Annotated in this window: 14 protein-coding genes; 5 read left to right on the top strand and 9 right to left on the bottom strand. The window is 66.4% G+C overall.

Translation table 11 applies throughout. The features are described from left to right. Window positions 1–10 precede the first annotated feature (10 nt). The 3 genes from ACXJKC_RS12955 (at window position 11) to ACXJKC_RS12945 (ending at window position 8,044) form a co-directional block, all read left to right on the top strand. Entirely contained in the window at window positions 11–1,051 is a 1,041-nt protein-coding gene (locus ACXJKC_RS12955; RefSeq protein ID WP_456697143.1) for a prenyltransferase, read from the top strand. Then, the gene (locus tag ACXJKC_RS12950; protein ID WP_456697142.1) at window positions 1,033–1,704 is read left to right on the top strand and encodes a class I SAM-dependent methyltransferase; all 672 of its coding nucleotides are present in this window, start codon (window positions 1,033–1,035) and stop codon (window positions 1,702–1,704) included. Before ACXJKC_RS12955 ends, ACXJKC_RS12950 begins: the two co-directional genes overlap by 19 nt. Window positions 1,705–1,897: 193 nt before the next feature. Continuing rightward, a complete protein-coding gene (locus ACXJKC_RS12945) occupies window positions 1,898–8,044 on the top strand; it encodes a family 78 glycoside hydrolase catalytic domain (protein ID WP_456697141.1) in 6,147 nt (2,048 codons plus the stop codon). 15 nt (window positions 8,045–8,059) lie between these two features. Here the strand turns inward: ACXJKC_RS12945 and ACXJKC_RS12940 are convergent, their stop codons facing one another. The 7 genes from ACXJKC_RS12940 to ACXJKC_RS12910 form a co-directional block, all read right to left on the bottom strand. After that, a complete protein-coding gene (locus tag ACXJKC_RS12940; RefSeq protein WP_456697140.1) occupies window positions 8,060–8,857 on the bottom strand; it encodes an enoyl-CoA hydratase/isomerase family protein in 798 nt (265 codons plus the stop codon). Between the two features lie 62 nt (window positions 8,858–8,919). Further along, window positions 8,920–10,164, bottom strand: a complete 1,245-nt coding sequence (locus ACXJKC_RS12935; protein WP_456697139.1) for an MFS transporter — start codon at window positions 10,162–10,164, stop codon at window positions 8,920–8,922. After that, on the bottom strand, window positions 10,164–10,691 hold the full coding sequence (locus ACXJKC_RS12930; protein ID WP_456697138.1) for a helix-turn-helix domain-containing protein: 528 nt from the start codon (window positions 10,689–10,691) through the stop codon (window positions 10,164–10,166). The genes ACXJKC_RS12935 and ACXJKC_RS12930 overlap by 1 nt, the downstream gene beginning before the upstream one ends. A gap of 82 nt (window positions 10,692–10,773) precedes the next feature. After that, window positions 10,774–12,465, bottom strand: coding sequence for a hypothetical protein (locus ACXJKC_RS12925; RefSeq protein ID WP_456697137.1), 1,692 nt, complete (start codon window positions 12,463–12,465; stop codon window positions 10,774–10,776). Further along, window positions 12,462–13,166 carry a hypothetical protein gene (locus ACXJKC_RS12920; protein WP_456697136.1) on the bottom strand — a complete coding sequence of 235 codons (705 nt, stop codon included), beginning with the start codon at window positions 13,164–13,166 and terminating at the stop codon, window positions 12,462–12,464. Before ACXJKC_RS12920 ends, ACXJKC_RS12925 begins: the two co-directional genes overlap by 4 nt. A gap of 107 nt (window positions 13,167–13,273) precedes the next feature. Beyond that, a complete protein-coding gene (locus ACXJKC_RS12915) occupies window positions 13,274–13,942 on the bottom strand; it encodes a response regulator (protein ID WP_456697135.1) in 669 nt (222 codons plus the stop codon). Next, window positions 13,939–16,044, bottom strand: a complete 2,106-nt coding sequence (locus ACXJKC_RS12910; protein WP_456697134.1) for a GAF domain-containing sensor histidine kinase — start codon at window positions 16,042–16,044, stop codon at window positions 13,939–13,941. The genes ACXJKC_RS12915 and ACXJKC_RS12910 overlap by 4 nt, the downstream gene beginning before the upstream one ends. Before the next feature lie 59 nt (window positions 16,045–16,103). Between ACXJKC_RS12910 and ACXJKC_RS12905 the strand changes: the two genes are divergently transcribed. Further along, complete coding sequence (locus tag ACXJKC_RS12905) at window positions 16,104–16,964, top strand: NUDIX hydrolase (RefSeq protein WP_456697133.1); 861 nt, start codon at window positions 16,104–16,106, stop codon at window positions 16,962–16,964. A gap of 5 nt (window positions 16,965–16,969) precedes the next feature. Here ACXJKC_RS12905 and cobU read toward each other — a convergent pair whose 3' ends face one another. Next, window positions 16,970–17,497 (bottom strand): bifunctional adenosylcobinamide kinase/adenosylcobinamide-phosphate guanylyltransferase, encoded by a 528-nt coding sequence (cobU, locus tag ACXJKC_RS12900; RefSeq protein WP_456697132.1) that lies wholly within the window; start codon window positions 17,495–17,497, stop codon window positions 16,970–16,972. Then, window positions 17,494–18,090 carry a 2'-5' RNA ligase family protein gene (locus ACXJKC_RS12895; protein ID WP_456697131.1) on the bottom strand — a complete coding sequence of 199 codons (597 nt, stop codon included), beginning with the start codon at window positions 18,088–18,090 and terminating at the stop codon, window positions 17,494–17,496. The genes cobU and ACXJKC_RS12895 overlap by 4 nt, the downstream gene beginning before the upstream one ends. A gap of 95 nt (window positions 18,091–18,185) precedes the next feature. Between ACXJKC_RS12895 and ACXJKC_RS12890 the strand changes: the two genes are divergently transcribed. Beyond that, a complete protein-coding gene (locus ACXJKC_RS12890) occupies window positions 18,186–19,880 on the top strand; it encodes a GAF domain-containing protein (RefSeq protein ID WP_456697130.1) in 1,695 nt (564 codons plus the stop codon). Window positions 19,881–19,886 lie beyond the last annotated feature (6 nt).

Here is a 19,886-nt window from a genome sequence, read left to right as displayed (position 1 = left end):
GGTGCCCGCAGTGCCAGGCGTCCTGACGACCGATCAGATCGCCCAGACGGCCGACTCGATCGTGGCGGCTCAGTTGCCGTCCGGTGCGATCCCCTGGCACATCGGCGGTCACACCGATCCGTGGGACCACGTGCAGGCCGCCATGGGTCTGATGGCTGCCGGCCGGGTCGCCGAAGCCGAACGCGCCTACGCCTGGTCACGCGATAGCCAGCGCGCCGACGGCTCGTGGGCCATCAAGTACCGCGACCAGGTCATCGAAGATGCGAACACCGACTCCAACTTCTGTGCGTACATCGCGACCGGCGTGTGGCACCACTGGCTCGTCACGGGAGATCGCGAGTTCGTCCAGATGATGTGGCCGACGGTCGAACGAGCCCTTGATGCTGCGCTGACGATGCAGCGTCCGGACGGCGCGATCGACTGGGCCTCAGCCGGTGGCGTGTCACTGCCTGAGGCGCTCGTCACGGGCAACGCCAGCATCCACTTCAGCCTGCGGTGCGGGCTGGGGCTCGCGAACATCCTCGACGAGAATCGAGCCGACTGGGAACTCGCTGCCGCCCGCCTACGCCATGCGGTCGATCACCACCCCGAGCTGTACACCCCTAAACCCGCGCACGCGATGGACTGGTACTACCCCGTTCTCGGCGGGGCGCTTGACGTCGATGCGGCGGCGGCGCTCATCGACGCCCGGTGGGACGACTTCATCGTCGAAGGGATCGGCTGCCGGTGTGTCTCGACCAATCCGTGGGTCACCGGCGCTGAGACATGCGAACTGGTGCTGGCGCTCGACGTGGTGGGACGCGATGGGGCCGGACGGAATCAGCTCGCCGCGATGCAGCACCTGCGCGAACAGGACGGTTCTTACTGGACCGGGCTGGTCTACGACGACAATGTCCGTTGGCCGGTCGAACGCACGACCTGGACCGGCGCGACCGTGATCCTGGCCGCCGATGCGCTGTCACGTACAACCCCCGGCAATGGACTGTTCCGCGGTGAGGGACTGCCCCGCTGCGACTGGAAGGTGGACGACGAATGCCCCGCACTGCTGTGAGCCGTACTGCTGTGAATCGTGCCCTGCCGGTCGACCTGGCCGAGCTCATCGAGGCGACCAAGGGGTTCATGCCTACGGACGAGGGGTTGGCGTTACACGCCGCCGCTTTGGACTATCTCAGCGGCGGAGTCGCGGTCGAGATCGGCACATATTGCGGCAAATCCACGATCTACCTCGGCCATGCGGCATCCGTCCGCGAGTCATCGGTCGTGACGATCGACCACCACCGTGGATCCGAGGAGCAGCAGCCGGGTTGGGAGTACCACGACGCCAGTCTCGTCGACCCTAAAGTGGGGTTGATCGACACCTTGCCGTTCGCGCGACAGGCGATCGCCCGAGCCGGCCTGGAGAGCACCGTGACGGCCTTCGTCGGACGTTCGACCGAGATCGCGTCGTGGTGGCGTCAGCCGCTCGATCTGGTGTTCGTCGACGGCGGCCACACCGAAGAGGCGGCCCAAGGCGATTTCCACGGTTGGTCGCCGTGGGTCAGGGTCGGCGGTGCGCTCGTGATCCACGATGTCTTCCCCGATCCGAACGACGGCGGTCAGGCGCCGTACCGGATATATCGCGAGGCCCTCGACAGCGGCGAGTTCGCCGAGGTGTCGGTGACCGGATCGCTGCGAGTCCTGGAGCGGCTCAGACCAACTGCCTGAGCAGGGACTCCGTCCGGCAGCAGGCCGCTTCCAGGCCCCGCCCGGCCAGTGGTCCTCTCATTGAGACATGGTGTGGCCGATTGCGGACACATCGTTGCCAGCGCACTCGGCCGTCACTAACGTGACATGGCACACAGGCGGTTGTATCGATTCACCCGTCCTCACCGCCTTCGGGCCGCGCTCAGGAGAACCCGTGAAGACCCTACGCTTCCCATGGACAGATCGTCGCGATGTCAGCAGCGTCCGTCGCCCGCGGCGCGTCGCTGCTGTCTTCTTGACCGTCACGGCACTTTCGGTCGGCGGGCTGCAGCTGTCGCCGGTCGGCGCGGCTTCGGTTGACACGCGTGCCGAGAGCGACGGTCCGACGGTGTCAGGTCTTTCGGTGGAGCACCTCGTCGAGCCTGTCGGAATCGGAACAGACACCCCGCGCTTCAGCTGGCAGGCGACCTCGTCAGCCCGTGGCCAGACGCAGAAGCACTACGAGATCGAGGTGTCGCCGGGCACCGACGGATTCGATGACACGCCGGTCTGGGACACCGGACGTGTCACGAGCGACGAGCAGCTGCTCGTGGCTTACGACGGTGACCAGCTCGCCTCGAGCGAGGCTTACCAGTGGCGGGTCCGCATCTGGGACCAAGACGGTCGCGTGTCGGATTGGAGTGAGCCGGCCACGTTCGCGACAGGCCTGCTGAAGGCAGCGGACTGGCAGGCGTCCTGGATCAGCCCCGCCTCGGACGCGGCCGGCGGATCGTACGTGCGCGGAGAGTTCTCGCTGCCGTCCACGCCGCGCCGGGCCATGCTCTACGTTGCGGGCCGCGGCAACTACGAGCGCGGCGCCGACGGCAATGGCATCTGCTGCGAGCAAGACTTCGGCCTGGCCCGCGGCATCTACCTGCCCTTCGTCAATGGCGCGCGGATCGGCGACGCCGAGTATGAGAGCCAGCCCGTCGACAGTCGCAAGCGGGCGTACTACCGCGCGTACGATGTGACGTCCGAGCTCTCTGCAGGCGACAACGTCATCGGCCTGTCGATTGGCGAGGACTCCGACCTGATCGCGCAGCTTGTGGTGGAGAACGCCGACGGCTCCCGGCAAGTTATCGCCTCGGGTGCAGGCTGGAAGAGCGTCGCCGGCCCCACCACCCGCGCCGCCCGCTACAACGGCGAGACGTATGACACCCGTCGTGAGCGTGCCGACTGGTCCTCCCCCGGCAACGCCGGTGCCGGATGGGAGCCCGTGCGCGTGCCCACCGGTGGACGCGGGACCGTCGACGCAGCACCCAACGAACCGATGCGCGTCGTCAAGACGATCGATCCGGTCAAGGTGACCGAGCCGACCGCGGGCGTGTACGTCCTCGACTTCGGGCAGAACATCAGCGGTCGCACTCGGATCAAGACCACGATCGGCGACGGCAAGACAGTGACGATCAAGCACGGCGAGCGCCTTGCCAACGGCCGCGTGGACAACAACCTGATCATGGCGCAGCAGACGTCGAAGATCACCGGCAATGGTTCGTCGGTGAACTTCGCGCCCAGCTACACCTACGCAGGATTCCGTTGGGCCGAGGTGACAGGACTGTCCCAGGCCCCTACTGCTGGCACCATCGTCGCCGAGGAGATTCACAACGACGTCGAGGTCGCGGGCAGTTTCTCGGCCGCCAACGATCTTCTCAACCGTCTGCACACCGCCGACGTCCAGACGCAGGTCAACGGCATGCACGGCATTCCCGAAGACACCCCGACCCGCGAGAAGCGCGGCTGGACGGCCGATGCCCATATCGCCGCCGAGGCCACCATGAACAACAAGGACATGGCGGCGTTCTACACCAAGTGGATCACCGACATCCGTGACGCCACCGGCAGCGACGGCTGGGTTCCCGACATCGTGCCGACTGAGCTTGGCGCAGGCTGGACCACGCGGTCCGACCCGGCCTGGGCCTCGGCAACCGCGCTGATGCCCTACTACGCCTGGAAGCAGTACGGGGATCGCGACATCGTCGAAGACCACTACGAGTCGGTCGCCAAATGGGTCGACTACGTCGGCACCAAGACCACGGACAACCTGGTGACCCACCCGACTGGTGCTTGGGGCAATGACTGGCTCTCGATCGAGACCACCGACGGCAAGTTGTTCCGCACCGGCTATTACTACTGGGGCGCCAAGATCATGTCGGAGTTCGCCGCTGAGCTTGGTCGCGACGCCGACGTGGCGCGTTACGACGCGCTCGCCGCCGACATCGCGAAGGCGATCAACAGCGCGTACTTCGACGGTCGCAGCTCCTACGGCTCGAGCCAGTTCGCGAACGCGTTCCCGCTCGTCCTCGGCATCGTGCCGGACGGCAAGGACGTCGCCGTCGCGAAGAACCTGGCCAAGAATGTCGTCGAGAAGCGCAAGAACCACTTCACCGGTGGCCTGCCCGGCATCAAGTACATCCCTGAGGCGCTGGAGAAATACGGCTACAACGATGTTGTGCTCGACGTCGTGACGCAGACGGAGTACCCGAGCTGGGGCTACATGCTGGAGAACGGGCCGGGCACGATCTGGGAGGACTGGCACAACGGCGCCAGCTCACTGAACCATCCGATGTTCACATCGATCGACAACTGGCTCTACACCGCAGTGGCCGGCATCCGCCAGGCCGAAGGATCGGAGGGCTATCGCGAGCTGCTGTTCGAACCCCGCGTCACAGCCGATCTGCCGTCGGCATCCGGCGAACGGGCGACGCCGTACGGCACGGCCAGCATCGACTGGAAGCAGGTCGGAAACTCGATCGACGCATCGATCGAAGTGCCGTTCAACTCCACCGCGACGATCGTGCTTCCCGGCGCCCGCGCTGCTGAGGTCGTCGAGTCGGGCCGCCCTGTTGCTGAAGCTGACGGGGTCACCTCGGTCAAGCAGACCCCCGACGGTGTCCAGATCAAGGTCGGCTCGGGTGGGTACGATTTCTCCTCCGACAACCGTTTGGGGCTGCTGGTCGACGCCCGCGACAACATCGCCGCTGCGGGTGCCGCGATCGACGAGCTCACGCTGAACGAGTCGGATCGCGCGGCACTTGTCGCCGAAGTCGCCGCCGCCACGACCGCCGTCGAGTCGGCTGTGCAGGCACATCTGTCAGGTGACACGGACACGCGAAACAAGGCGATCGCCGCACTCGACGCCGCACGTCAGATCGCCCAGCGAGCAGCGCCATTGCCTGCCGAGGCGAACGAGCTGCGCAGCGCGGCTGCCGCGGCGGTCGACGCGCTGAGCCGCTACCTGAGTGCTGATCTGGCGGTCGCGGTGGTTGCCACGACGCCCGAGCGCATCATCGAGCCCGGCGACACCGTGCCCCTGACGATCCGAGCGACCAGCACGGGCACCGGCTCGATCACGAAATTGACCGAGACCGTCCAGGCACCGCAGGGGTGGACAGCCAAAAAGACCCGTGCATTCACCACCCCGGTGGCTCCCGGTGCCGAGGCGACCGCCGAATACACGATCGGTACGCCGGAGCAGATCGGCGAGCGAAACGGGAAGGTCACGGTGCAGGTCGATTTCACCGTCGACGGCATCGACCTGACACAGCTCGTGACTGTCGACCTGCAAGTCGAATCGGCGGTCGAGGTCGGTGACGTCTCGGTCGATCCGGTCGTCGTCGACGCCGGTGGACACGCGTACGTCCGCGCCGATCTTGGCAACCGTCTCGGGTCCGCGACGACCAACGCGAAGCTCGCCATCAAGGACCTGCCACAGGGTTGGACCGCGGCCGACACCTCCGCAGTGACGATCGCTCCGTCGGGACGCCGCGTCGTCAACCTGCGCCTCGACACCACGGACGCCGCCCTCAGCGGCGTCTCCACTGTCGAGATCAACGACCAGAACGGTGAGATCATCTCGACCGTCGAGGTCGACCTGCTGGTTCGTGGTTCCGACAACTGCGATATCGACGAGACGGGGGCGGCCTGTTTGCCCGCGTCGACGGTGCTGCTATCCAGCTTCGAGGCGGGTGCCGAGGGTTGGGTCGCCGGCGAGAACAGCTCGACGGTCGAGGCCGTCACGAGCTTCGCCAACGGCCCCGGTGTCGCCAGCCTCGGCAAGCGAGCCCTCGAGATCCAGCCGGCCGGCAGTCCCGCAGCCGACGCATGGCGCAGCGCGAAGGTGACGCTGGCCGATCCAGTGACAACAGGCTCGGCGCACTCATTGCTCGTCGACGTCAACGGGTACGGCGGCGGTGGTGCAACGCACAGCGCGAGGATCGTCGTGACCGGCGCCGACGGGGCCGTGGCACAGACTGAGCAGAGCGTCACGCCTGATTCCTGGAATCTCGTGCGGGTGCCGCTGGATTCTCTGTCCGGTCAGGCCGTCAAGGGGGTCGAGGTCTCGTTCCGCGGCTCTAGCAGTGCAGGGTGGCCGGCACGTTTCCAGATCGACGGGGTGCGGCTGGACAGCGCTCCGCTGCAGGGCGACAACCTCGCTCGTGGCAGGACCGTCACGGCCAGCAACCCACTGGGCTGCTGCAACTGGAACGAAGATCGTCTGACGGACGGCCTGCGCCGCAGCACCGATTCGTCCAGCGGCTACTCCAGCGCGACGGCTCACGCCACTCCGGACAATGTGGAGTGGGTACGGATCGATCTGGGTGAGAAGAAGGACGTCGGACGAGTGCTGCTCTTCCCGCGCACGGCGCGCAGTGGTGAAGCCGCCGAGCTCACCGGACGCAATTTCCCGTCGAGTTTCCAGATCCAGGTGTCCGACAACGGCACGGACTGGACATCGGTCGGCTCGTTCACAGGTCAGCAGGCCTCGAACGGCACAGCTCGCACGTACATCACGGATGAGGGAGCCGAGGGTAGGTACGTGCGGGTCTACGTGACAAAACTCGGTCTGGGTGCACCCGATGAGCAGGGCGAGGCCTCAGGCGGCCACCGGCTGCAGATGGCCGAGGTCGAGGTGTACGCACCGTACGAGACCGACGCGCAGATCATCAGCCAGCCCAGCGACGTCACGACAGCCGCCGGAAGCGAGGCGCGCTTCACGATCGGCATAACCGGCGAGCCGCTTCCGCGCGTGACGTGGCAGCGCAGCACCGACGGCGGCGCCTTCGAGGACCTGCCGAACTCCGTGGGCACGACGCTGTTGCTGCCCGCCGTGGCCAAGACGGACGACGCCAGCATCTTCCGTGCGGTGGTCGACGACGGCGCGGGCGAGCCGCTGATCTCCGAACCGGTCACCTTGTCAGTCGACTACTCACCGCTGAAGATCTCGGCCCAGCCGAAGGACGTTTCGCTGCCCATGGGCGCGACCACCGCGCGCTTCACGGCGACGGTCACCGGCGACGGCGCGCGTCGACAGTGGCAGCGCAGCCGCGACGGGGTCGCCTGGCGACCCGTGAAGGGCCAGACCGGCGAGACGCTCGAGCTGGTCCTCGGTGACGGAGTAGCCGACGGCGACCGTGTCCGCCTGGTCGGGTGGAACGCCCTGGGTGAGTTCGTGACGAGCGAGGCGGCGCGCCTGACCGTGCAGTCGAAGCCGGTCATCTCAGGTCTGCCCGAACGCGTCTCAGTGCTGCTCGGCAAGGACATCGAGCTGTCGGCCACTGTGGCCGGCTCTCCGGAACCGAGCGTGCAGTGGCTGCGTCGTGCGGCCGGTGTGGGTCAATGGACCGACATCACCGGCGAGACGTCCTCTCGTCTCTCCCTGCGGCCGACGATGGCTCTCAACGGTGGCCAGATCGGCCTGCGGGCCACGAGCCCGGCCGGCGAGACGTTGGCCGTCGTGGCGGTCACCGTCATCGACCCGGACGCCCCCAAGCCCGCGCCTCAGGCGTTGACCGCTCCGACGGTCCGCGGTAGGGCTGTCGTCGGCAGTACACTGACCGCGTCACCCGGACGATGGAATATCGAGGGTCTGCGTTACGGATACCAGTGGCTCAGGGACGGCGCGGCCATCAAGGGCGCGACCCGCGCGAGCTATCGACTGACCCCGTCCGATCAGGCACACCGCTTGAGAGTTCGTGTCACCGCCGCCAAGGTTGGACACCAGTCCGGCACGGCCACGTCGGGGACGACTGCGCGTATCGCCAGCGCGAGCAGCAAGATAGCCATCAAGCCGAGTCGTACGTCGCTGAAGTCGCGGCAGAGATTGAAGGTCGGGGTGACGGTCACCGCGCCTTCGCTCACACCCACCGGCAAGGTCGACTTCTACTACCGTGGCAAGAAAGTCCGAACCCTGCGACTCAAGAACGGCAAGGTGTCCACGACGTTCCGTCCGTCGGTCAAGGGCAGGTTCTCGCTCAAGGTCGTGTACCGCGGCGCGAAGGGGGTCAAGAGCAGCTCGTCGTCCGTGAGAATCCGGGTGCGCTGAGCGCTGCGGCCGGGATCAGGAACCGCTGAACGTCGCCTTGCCCGGGCCGTTCTCGACGAAGGAGTCCATCCCGGCCGTGCGGTCTGCCGTCGCGAACAGACCCGCGAACTCGACGCGCTCGATCTCCAGGCCGGTCTGCAAGTCGACCTCGATACCGCGGTCGACGGCGCTCTTGGCCGCTCGCAGCGCCAGCGCCGGTCCGCCCACGAACTGGGCGGCCCATTCAACGGCCTTGGAGTAGACCTCGTCGGCCGGGTGCACCTCGTCGACCAGGCCGATCTCCAACGCCTCCTGGGCCGTGATGAAGCGACCCGTGTAGATCAGGTTCTTGGCCTTGGCCGGGCCGACCAGACGAGCCAGTCGCTGCGTGCCGCCCGCACCGGGAATGATGCCGAGCAGGATCTCGGGCTGACCCAGCTTGGCATTGTCTGCCGCGAACCTGATGTCGGTCGCCATCGCGAGCTCGCATCCGCCGCCGAGGGCGAATCCGGTGATGGCCGAGACGGTGGGCTTGCCGATCGATGCGATATCGCGGGTGAACGCCTGCAGCAGATGGGCGCGCTTGACCATCTCGCCGTGGCTCATGATCGCCATTTCCTTGACATCGGCTCCAGCCGCGAAGACTCGCTCACCGCCGTAGACGACGACTGCTGCGACATCGTCGCGGGCGTCGGCTTCGCGGGCGACCTCGGTCAGCTCGGCCTGGACCTGGGAGTCGATGGCATTCATCTTCGGCCGATCCAGCCGAATCGTTCCGACGCCGTCACTGACTTCGAGTCGCACGAACTCGCCCACACTGTTCTCAAGACCCACTGTGTCCTCCAAAGCTCGTCGGCGACCGCTGTCGCCGTCCGCATTCGAGCATAGGCGGGCGCTCAGGCCGCAGGCTCGGCAGGCACTCGCTCCCGCACCAGGAACAAGGGCGCCGCCAAGGCCAGGACGATTCCGCCCACGATGATCGCCGCACCGGTCGAAGCCCCGGTCGCGATCGCACCGAGCACGATCGCACCGATGGATCCGCCCGGCTGCATCAGCATCGAGGCGAGCGACAGCACAGTGGCCCGATGCTCGTTGTCGACCTGCTCGTGCAGCAAGGTCTCATAGATCGCGCCAGAGGCCGAATGCAGGGCATAGGTCGCAAGCAGCCCGGCGACCAGACCGATCGGCCCCAGCGCGACGCCCATCGCGACGACGGTCGCCCCTTGCAGCAAGCGCAATGCGACCGACACCTGCACGAGGGTCCACCGGCGCAACAGCAGCGGCACCAAGGCAGCACCGAGTGCCGAGACTCCCCATGCTCCGGCGGTCACCGGCCCCATCAGCGCGGCCGCATCGTCGCGACTGCCGACGAATTCGGCCAGCCGGATCGGCATCATGGTCTCGAAGGCGATCATGCCGAATCCCCAGAACAGCTCGACCGCGACGAGCGCCAACAGGACTCGCGACCGGGTCAGCAACCGACCACCGGCCAGGATCACCGCCGGGGTCGCGGCGAGGGAGTCGCGCAATCCGCCGGATCGAGATGTCCGGTCCTCGTTCATGAGGGCCACAACCGCCAGAACCTGCAGAAGTGCGAGTCCCACGGCGATCCAATACGGCACCGCGAGCGACTCGGTGCGTCCGAACGGCGACCAGGCGATGATCCCCGCCGACAGCACCGCACCTGTCGCGATCGAGAGCCCCACGACCGTGGCAAAACGCGAGAGACCGCGGGCGACGGCACCTGCCCGGTTGTTCACAGTCGGGTCGTCGTGGACCGAATCGACGAACCAGGCGTTGAGCGGACCGCTGTCTAGTGCCCGAAATGCTCCGGCCAATGCTGTCGCGACCACGAATCCCGCCAGACTGTGCGCCAGAGCGAACACCGCATAGCTGGTGGCCGCGACCAGGCCCGCCACGATCAGGACCGGCTTTCGCCCCAGAGCATCGGAGAATCCGCCGGTCGGCAGCTCGAGACACAGCACGACGATCCCCTGCACCGCGAACGCGGTCCCCAACTCCGCGACACTCAGGCCGCGCTCGAGGGGAAGCAACGCGACGACCGGGATGATCAGCCCCGTGGGCAGCCAGCGCAGTGTCGCGAGCAGCAGAAACCGGGTCTGCACGGATGCCGAGGACATCACAGTGCGGTCTGCGGCAGGGTCAGGAGGTGCAACGCGATGTGCTCGGTGCCGGTGCGTGCCGAATAGCTCGCGACAACGGCATCCAGATCCTCCACGAGCTGTTCGATGTCATGGGGATCGAGTCGCAGATCGTAGTCACTGTGTCCCAGCCCCCGACGCGGCTCGGTCCAGGCCTCCAGCCCACGCCGTAAGTGCTGTTCTTGTCGTTGCCGCACGACATCGACATACTCACGTCCGCCGTCGAGGTCGGCCAATGACGACGGGAACGATGTGACGTCGTGCAATGCCTGCCAACGCCGTTCGCGGCCCGACGGCTGCTCCGGCGCATCGCCGATGAAGCCGAAACGTTCGAGCTGACGCAGGTGGTACGACGTCGACCCGCTCGACTCCCCCAACGCGCGCCCCAGCTCGGACGCCGTCGCGGGTCCCGAGGTGCGCAGCTGGGCCAAGAGCGACAGACGCAGTGGGTGCGAGATCGCCTTGAGCGTTTCGAGGTCCTCGACGACCTTCCGAGTCAATGCCATATGCCCGAGCATAAACCGCAAAGAGTTCTTTGCATACCTGGGGCCTGGGCGGCGGAACGTCGTCCCGCCGCCCAGGCCCAGCTCAGCGCACTCGGATCTTGGCCGTACGGACCGTCTTCGCAGCCACCGTCGATGAGCCCGCGTACACGATCTTGTAGCTGACCTTCTTACGCGGTTGGCGGGTCAGATTGACTGTGACCCGGCCGCTCTTCAGTGACTTGTTACGGGCCACGACTTTCGAACCGCGCCATATCGTGACCTTCCCGGTCGGCGCGACGCCGTAGGCACCGACCTTGACCGAGATCCGCACCCTGGCCTTGCCCCGGGCCTTCACGGAGGTCGAAACCACTGCAGCGGCCTTGGCGACACGCGAGGTCGGCGCCGAACGCGACTCCGTGTCGGGCCGGCGTGCCGACTGCGCCACGACCCGCAGGCTGATCTGGCGGCCGAGGTCGGCTGCGCCGAGACGGTACGACGTCGATGTCGCACCGGCGATCGGAGCCCCGTCGCGCAGCCACATATAGACCACGCGGTCGACCTGGCCCGAGAACAGGGGCGCGTCGGATGTGAGGGTCCGGCCGATCACCGCGGGGCCGCGTATCGACGCCGCACGCTCGACCGTCAGGGGCGCCAGGACCTTGTCGGTCGGACCCGTGAACGGCCGTACCGGCTCATGCGCCGTCCGCTCGAAGACGACACCGGCCGACAAAGTCGCATTCACATCACTCGTCGTCACGGTGTACGTCGAACCCGTGGCACCGTTGATCGCCCCGCCGTTGCGGTACCACTGGTACGTCGTCGTGGTCGGTGCTGGGCTCAGCGCCGGCAGGCTCAGCGAGAGCCGCTGCCCGACCACCGCGTCACCACCGACCGCCAAGGAACCCGTCACGTCGAAGAGTCGACGCTGCACGGCCGCAGTCGCCAGCGAAGTCTGCTCGGCGTCGCGGAAGAACTCCCGCTTGCCAGTGACCTGCACGGTCATGGCGTGCCCGATGTCGTCGTCGGTCAGGACATACGAGGTTCCCGTGCCGACCGGCGTCCCGCTCCGGAACCACCGAGCCGTCACAGTGGCGGCAGGGGTGAACGTGCCGCCCGACAACGTCAGAGTCGAACCTGCTCTCACGGTTCCGGCGATACGCGGCAGCTCTGCTGCGCGCAGCGGCTCGGCCACCGTGAAATTCAGCTTCCTGGAGCTGACGTTGCCGACCATGTCCTCTGCCCGGACCGTCGCACTGAAATCCCCCAGCGACGAGGTCGGCAGAGGCTGCCCCGCCGCGATCGGCGAGGTGCAGAACCGCACTCTTGTCAGTTGGTCCGAACAGGAGAAGTCGAACGGGACGACAGCTCCTTGGCCGACGACGATATGGGTGGACGGCAGCGCGCCCAGCAGGATATTCGGCGCGTCGGGATCGATGCCGACGCCGTACTTCTTCTCGGTCACGCTGCCGAACATGTCCATCGCCCGGAACGTGAAGTCGGTGACGCCGCGTTCGTCGACGGGGAATCCGGTCCCTTGGGGATCGAATGTTCCCTCGTCGATCACACCGTCAGGTCGCTTGCGTTCCCACGTCGCGATGGCCAAGGGAAAAGTCGAACTGACATTGGCCTGGATGTTGACACCTCTGCGATACCAGCCTTCCCAGGCTCCGTCAGGCGCATGCACCGTGATGACAGGTTCGTCGGCGGCTTGATCTTCGACCCCCTGCGCGGGCGAGAACGTCAAGAAGGGCAACAACAGCAGGGGTGCTGCGGCCGTCCACCGGAAGGCCCTCATCGTTCGTCCTGGGTGATGGCGCTGCGACCGACGGCCAGCCAGATCCCGGCGATCAGGATGCCGAGCGCGATCATGAACGGCAGCCCGGGCACACCCGTGACCGCAACGGCCAGAATCAGTCCGGCGGCCATCAGACCCGCACCAGCGCCGAGCACCTTGGACACGAGCCGCTCGCGAAATGCCATGTAGGCCAGACCGAAAGCCGACGCCAACGCCGGAACCCAGGCGAAGTACGGCCCGAAGTCGTGAATCATGTACAGGACGTAGAGGCCTTGGTCGTCGTAGGTGTTGGCCTCACCCGCACCATGCAGATAGTTGCCCAAAGCGCCCTTCCAGCCGTAGACCAGCGCCAAGGCGGCGGCCGCCGAGATGATGCCGAAGGTCACGACGCTCGCGCCGACCGACCACGGATACCGTCGCTCGACCCGGTGGCGCCACACTGCGGCAGCCACGATCAGGACGATGACGGTGAGATAGCCCGTCAGACCGCCGATGCGAAATGGCAGGTAGTCGAGCGCCTTGATCGCGTCGGCCGTGACGGGATACGCGTAGTCGCTGCTCGCGTCGATCCGCTCGTCGGTGCCGAGGGTCGAAATCAGCCCCAACAGTCCGGCGGCGGCTATCCACAGCGGCCAGGCGGTGAAACGACGTCCGCGTTCGGATGCGGACAGATTGCTGATGACGTCTGAACTCGCAGACATGGCAGAACAACTTTCTCTCGGAGTGCGGCATGACGCCGCCTGACCGTGACGGTCAGCACCGACGAGAATCTGCGACCCGGCGGCCCGGCCACCAGAGTGAGATGTCCTCAATCCCCCGGCTGATCGGCGCCCAGGCCCTCTTGCCGGGCACGGATCACGAGGTGCGGTCGGCCCTCCACATCGAGTTTGGTGGCAATCCCGTAGACGTAGTTGCGTACCGTCTTGCTGCTGAGCACCAGTCGGCGCGCGATCGTCGAGTTGTCGAATCCGCGTGCCACCAGGTCGAGAACCTCGCGTTCGCGATCGGTCAGCTCCGGGAACGGTCGCACGCCCTTGGTCCGCGAGCCCGACAGGTAGGTTGCCGCCCGTTGAGCGACCTGCTGACCGAGCAGCACCTCGCCATTGGCCACAGCACGCACCGCCCGCTCGATCTCTGCCGGGCTCGAGCCTTTGAGCAGATAGCCGCGGGCGCCCGCCCGGATCGATGCGAACAAGGAGTCGTCATCACCCAGCATCGTCACGACCAGGATGCCCACGCGCGGGTGTGCACGCAGGATGTCACGGGTCGCCTCGACACCAGATGTGGCACCCAGGTCGAGGTCCATCAAGACGACGTCGGGCATCTGTTCGTCCACGACCCTGACCGCCTCAGCCAGATTCTCGGCGTGGCCGACCACCTCGATACTGTCGAGGGAGGCCAGCAACGCGGCCATCCCGATCCGGAACACCGGATGGTCGTCGACCACCACGACCCGTATCACCGAATCCACAGTCATGGCAGCACCACCTTGATCGTCGTTCCGTCCCCGCTGTCCGAAATCGTCAGATCGCCGCCCAGCTCGGCGGCACGTTCGCGCATCGACGTCATGCCGATTCCCGGCTGATCGCGCTTGCGCAGGCCTTGGCCGTCATCGCTGACTTCGAGGGTGACCACGCCGGTCGGACGATGGTCGACATGCACGATGCATACCTGCGCCCGAGCGTGGCGAAATGCGTTGAACACCGCCTCGGCCGCGATGTGATACACCGCGATCTGTCGCCGGGTGTCGATGTCGTCGGCGCCGGTCGCATCGATCCGCACACCCAGTCTGGTGTCACCGAAGATCTTGGCCAGGACGTCGAGCGCATCGACCAGACGACCGTCGTCGAGAGCCGGCGGAAGGATCGCGCGGGCTATGCCGCGCAGATCGCTCGATCGTCGTGACAACTCCTCTTGGAGCTGGTGCATGAGCTCGGCGTCCTGGGGGCGGATTCCTGGATTGTTGTTGCCGATCGCGGCGAGTGCCAGGCTCGTTCCGGCAAGGGCCGGCCCGAGCCCGTCGTGCAGTTCACGGCGCAGCAGCCGTCGCTCTTCGTGCCGGACGTCGAGGATCCGCGTGCGCGCCGCGGCCAACTGCTCGTTGACCTGCGCGAGCTCGAGCGCAATCGCCACCAGGCCCGAAAGCTGCTCCAGGACCCGGAGCGTGCGGGGATCGAGACGTTCGCCGTGGTGCGGCGAAACCTCCATCAAGCCCACCTGCCGTCCTTGGATCAGCAACGGAATCTCAACGACCACCGCACCACGATCGCCCGCCGAGGCCGCCACGGCTTCCGGGGCGGGGCCCGACTCGACCCCGACGAAGGCTAGACGCATGCTGTGCCGCAATCCTTCGGCGATGCTGCCCAGACTCGAGCGCCCGAGTCCATCTCGGCTCAGATCGGATCCGAGGCGGGCGAGAAGCACCTCCGGATCGGTCGCCGAGCCGTAGATCAGCCGGTCGACGAGTCCTTGCATCCAGCGGCGAACCGGGGTGACGGCCAGCGCGAGCAGCGCCGCGACGACAACGCCCAGCTCGTCTCGTCTCAGCGGAAGCACCTGACCGGCCAACCAGACCAGTGCCAGGTATGCGGCGACGACCGATGCCGTCAGCAAACCCCACACCGTGGCGCGAGACACGGCCACGTCCATGCCCCAGCGCGGTTGACGCACGACCAGGACGAGGACCGCCGCAGCCAGCATGACCTGGGCGGCCAGCAAAGCCGCCGACGCGATGCTCAACACCGGGCCGTCCACACTGAGCCCGGTCTCGAACGCCATGTACGACACCGCCACGAGCGCGACGCTGACGATGACCCAGGCAAGACCCAGGCGATCTTCGGCGTCGGCACGTCGGTAGCGGACCAGCAGGTAGGCCGCACCGGCCAGGGCGTACATGAAGTAGAACGGGATGATCCAGCTATCGGCGTCGTACGCCCACTGCGAGACCTGCGACGAGGGCGGGAGCGGATTGACGGGCGCGCCGGGCGTCTGCACCAGCATCCGGGTCACGAACGCGAAGACCGTCAACGCCACACCGCCTGCCGCGGCCAGCCGGACCATGGGCCCATGCGGCGGGCGGTCGAGTATCCACGGCAGCACCAGCAACGCCGCGAGCGCACCGACGACCCACGACGAAGCGGTCAACTGCACCACGAGTGCATAGCCTGGAAGATCATCGCGGCTCACACCGAGGTACAGATACTGGATGCCCCACGCGCTCACCCCGAAACCCAAGGCGACGGCTGCCAGGATCCAGCCGACCGGATGCCGGCTCCGCTTCAGAACGAATGCGCTGACCGGCCCGTAGATCGCCGCGATCAGGGCATCGGGCCAGAAGAACGCCCGGTAGATCTGGAACGTCGCATCATCCTCATTTCCTGAGGCCAGCATTCCGCACATCAGCCCGCCGGCGACCAGGCACCACGAGCCTATCCACACCGCAGGCGCCATGATTCGGCCGGTTCGCCCGACCGCGACCGCCTGCCGGGTCCCGTCCACCGCTGCCTCCGCCTGCCACGACCTGCCCGAGTCTTGTTGACTGAGTATCGCGCAGGATGCGTCCCGATTGGGCGGGTTCATTGTCCTTTCTCCTTGGGCAGCCGACACGGGGACATATGACCCCCCGATAGCCTGACAACATGACGGTCACCCTCCGCGACGACGAACTCACGCTCGAGTCGACATCAGGCTCAGATGAGTTCACCGGCTTCGCGATCGTGCTCGCCGACGAGCGGGTGGGCACCGTGGCGCTGAGGCGTGAAGACTCCGCGACAGCGTCGATCCGCTGGAATTCACGATTGGATCAGCCGTTCGTCCTCGCCCGTGCCCTGCGCTTGGCGATCGATCACGCCTTCGCGGAACTGGGCGTCGGACGTGTCGAGGTGCGCCTGTCGGTCGACGAGACCTCAGACATCCGGGCGGCCTCAGTCGGAGGACTACGACGTGAAGGCGTGTTGAGGATGCCGGTCGGCTCCCCCGATCAGGTGCTCATGGCGCGATTGGCCGGCGACGCCCCTGCCAACAGCCGCGAGGGGTTCATCTCGATCCTCAATGCCGGTCTGCCGACCAAACGGGTCATCAGCCAGGGACTGCTACGAGACGAGCACGGACGCGTCCTGCTTTGCGAGCTGACCTACAAGCGGGAATGGGATCTGCCCGGCGGCGTCGTCGAGGTCGGTGAGCCCCCCGCCCTGGGGCTGGTTCGCGAGTTGCAGGAGGAACTCGGCATCACGGTCGAGGTGCGCGGTCTCATCACGGTCAACTGGCTCCCCGCCTGGCGCGGGTGGGACGATGCCTGCATCTTCTTGTTCGATCTCGGGGTCGTCGAGAGTCAGGTCACCGATTCGATGACGTTGCAGGCGACGGAGATCAAATCGGTCAACTGGTGCGATCCGACAGCGGTCCGTGATCGTGCCGCCGCTGCCGCGATCGAATTGCTCGAAGCCGTCGATGCCGGCGAACTTCCCGCCTATCGCGAGGCCCCCAAAGCAGCCGAGTAGCGGCCTCAGAGCACCAGGACCCGGCCGGCGATCACGAGGTGCACGTCATCGCATGCCGCCGCGACCTGCCGATTGACGGTGCCCAACAGATCGCGGAACAATCTGCCGGATCGGTGGGACGGAACCACCCCGAGTCCTACCTCGTTGGTGACCAGCACGACCGGCGATGCGCGGTCGAGCGCTTCGACCAAGCGCACGGTGGCCGTCCCGATCATGTCCGAGACATGGTCCATCGGGGCTTCCCACAGGTCATCTTGATCGATCAGACGGGTCAACCAGGTGCCGAGACAGTCGACGAGGACCGCATCGTCGGTGGCATGGATAGCTTCGGCCAGGTCGATCGACTCCACAGTGCGCCAGGTCTCAGGCCGACGTTCGCGATGTCCGGCCAGACGCAGCGCCCAGTCGGGGTCGGGCTCGTCGGCCTCCGTCGGACCGGCAGCCACATACGTGACGGCGGCGACGTCGGCGAGTAGCTGCTCGGCATGATGGGATTTGCCCGAGCGCACGCCTCCGGTCACAAGTGTCCTCATCGACTGCTGCCTTCCCCTGATCGGACTTTCTCCGGTCGGACTTCCTCTGACCGGACCCCAAACCGCCACGAGCGCTGCACATGACAGGCACCAGCCTGCCACCATTGCAGCTGCACCTCCTCGGCGCGGCAGCGCGCAGGCACCAGCCCAGTCAGAGATTCGCGGACCGAGTCGATGCCGACTCCCGGTCCGACGGCATCGAGTGTCAGGTGCGGCACGACATCGGGCGATCTGCCCTCATACGGCTGATGGTCCGGAAACAGCTCGACGAGTTCAGCGGTCATGGCCGCGAACCGTTCTTCGGGATCGGTCAGCAGGTGGATGATCCCGTCGGGGAAGACGGCCACATCGGCCAACGAGAACTCGAATGGCTCGGCCCGTCTGGCGAAGTCGGAGACCAGGTCGATATCGGCTGCTGACGGCGCACGCCTCCACGGTCCGAGCAAGGTGATGTGTGCTTGGCCGAACTCCGGATCGGCTGCCTCATAGGCCGCATCGTAATGCCGCGTACGTGCCCGCACATATGCGTCGAGCTCCGGCACCGGCACAGCGAGAACTGTGTGGCCCGGATCGAGGTATTCGGCAGATCGCACGGACCTACCCTGCCATCTGCCGAGATCGTTGGTTTCGGGACCGTCGACCCTCGATCTCGCTATCCTCGCTGAGGGGGTTGATCAGAAAGAGACTGATGGAGCAGCAGGACAATGCCTCGACCGCGGGTCCCCGTCTCGCATTCGAATCACTCTTGGCCCAGCTCGTGGACCGCGCCGACGAGGTCATGGCCTCACACGACCGACTCAGGGAACTCATCCGGGTCACCAACGATCTGACCAGCAATCTCGATCTGCCGACCGTGCTTCGCCGGATCGTCGAGATCGCGGTCGACCTGGTGCATGCCAAATACGGTGCGCTGGGGGTGCTGGGGCCCGACCGCCGGCTCGAACAGTTCATCCATGTCGGCACCGAGGACGGACTCGCCCAGCACATCGGCCTGCTGCCCCAAGGCAAAGGACTGCTCGGCGTCCTCAACGACGGTCCACATGCCGTGCGACGGGACGCGATCTCCGAAGACGATCGTTCGATCGGCTTTCCCCGCAACCACCCGGCCATGAGCAGCTTTCTGGGCGTGCCGATCCGGGTACGCGGTGAGCTGTTCGGCAATCTCTACCTGACCGAGCATCGTTCCGGTTCGTTCTCGGCCGATGACGAGGCATTGGCCAGTGCGCTGGCCGCGACCGCCGGCATCGCGATCGAGAATGCCCGGCTGTTCGAGGACGCGGTGTACCGCGAACGGTGGTCGACCGCCCTGGCCGCCACAGCCCGCCAACTGGTCAATGACGACACCGAACCCCACCTCGACCACTTGGTCGAGCAGGTCCGCACTCTTGCCGATGCAGATCTGGTCACGATCGCCCATGTCACACTCGACCGCGACGCGCTCAGCGTGGATCACGCGGCGGGGATCGGTGCCGAATCGGTCATCGGCTCGTCATTTCCGATCAAGGGCACCGTGACAGCTCAGGCCCTGCGCTCGGGCGAGCCGATGATTTTCACCGGCTCGGCAGAACCGGACGCCCACAGCTTCGACGAGGAGGCGCTCCTGCGTCACGCGATGGTCATCCCGTTCACGTTCAACAGCTCGACCGCCGGAATGCTGAGCGTGGCCCGGTGCCCCGAACGGGATCCCTTCAGCGCACGTGACCTCGAACTGGGCCGGTCCTTCGCCAGCCACATCAGCGTCTCCTTGGCCCGCGCCGACGCGCGGGACGCGCATCGCAAGATCGCGTTGATGGAGGACCGGACCCGTATCGCCCGCGACCTGCACGATCACGTGATCCAACGGCTTTTCGCGACGGCACTCACCTTGCAGGCCGCTACCTCGACCGTCGACCCCGACACGACACCCCAGTTGCTGACCGCGCAGATCGCTGAGATCGACGGCGCGATAACGCAGATCCGGCAGAGCATCTTCTCGCTCCAACAAGACGTCGGATCGGTCGGCACGGGCGTCAGGGCACGCATCCTCGAGATCGTCGACCGACTCCAGGACCAGCTGACGTCACGTCCACGAGTCACCTTCCACGGCCCCGTCGACCTGATGGCCGAATCCGATGTCGCCGACGACATGATCGCCGTCGTCAACGAGGCGTTGTCGAATGTCGTGCGCCACGCGAAGGCGTCATCAGTCGACATCTCGGTCTCAGCGGCAGGAGGTCAGGTCAGCATCCTCATCGTCGATGACGGTATCGGACCCGGCGAGTCGCCGCGTCTGAGCGGATTGCGCAATATGCGCTCGCGGGCCGAGGCCAGAGGGGGCCGGTTCGAGATCGAGCCCGTGCCCGCAGGTGGCACCCGCGTCGACTGGACCGTGCCCTCTGCATGACCGATG

This window comes from Aeromicrobium sp. P5_D10 (assembly GCF_054049535.1).
The sequence above is the reverse complement of the archived record's forward strand: the minus strand, read 5'-3'. Positions and strand labels throughout refer to the sequence as shown.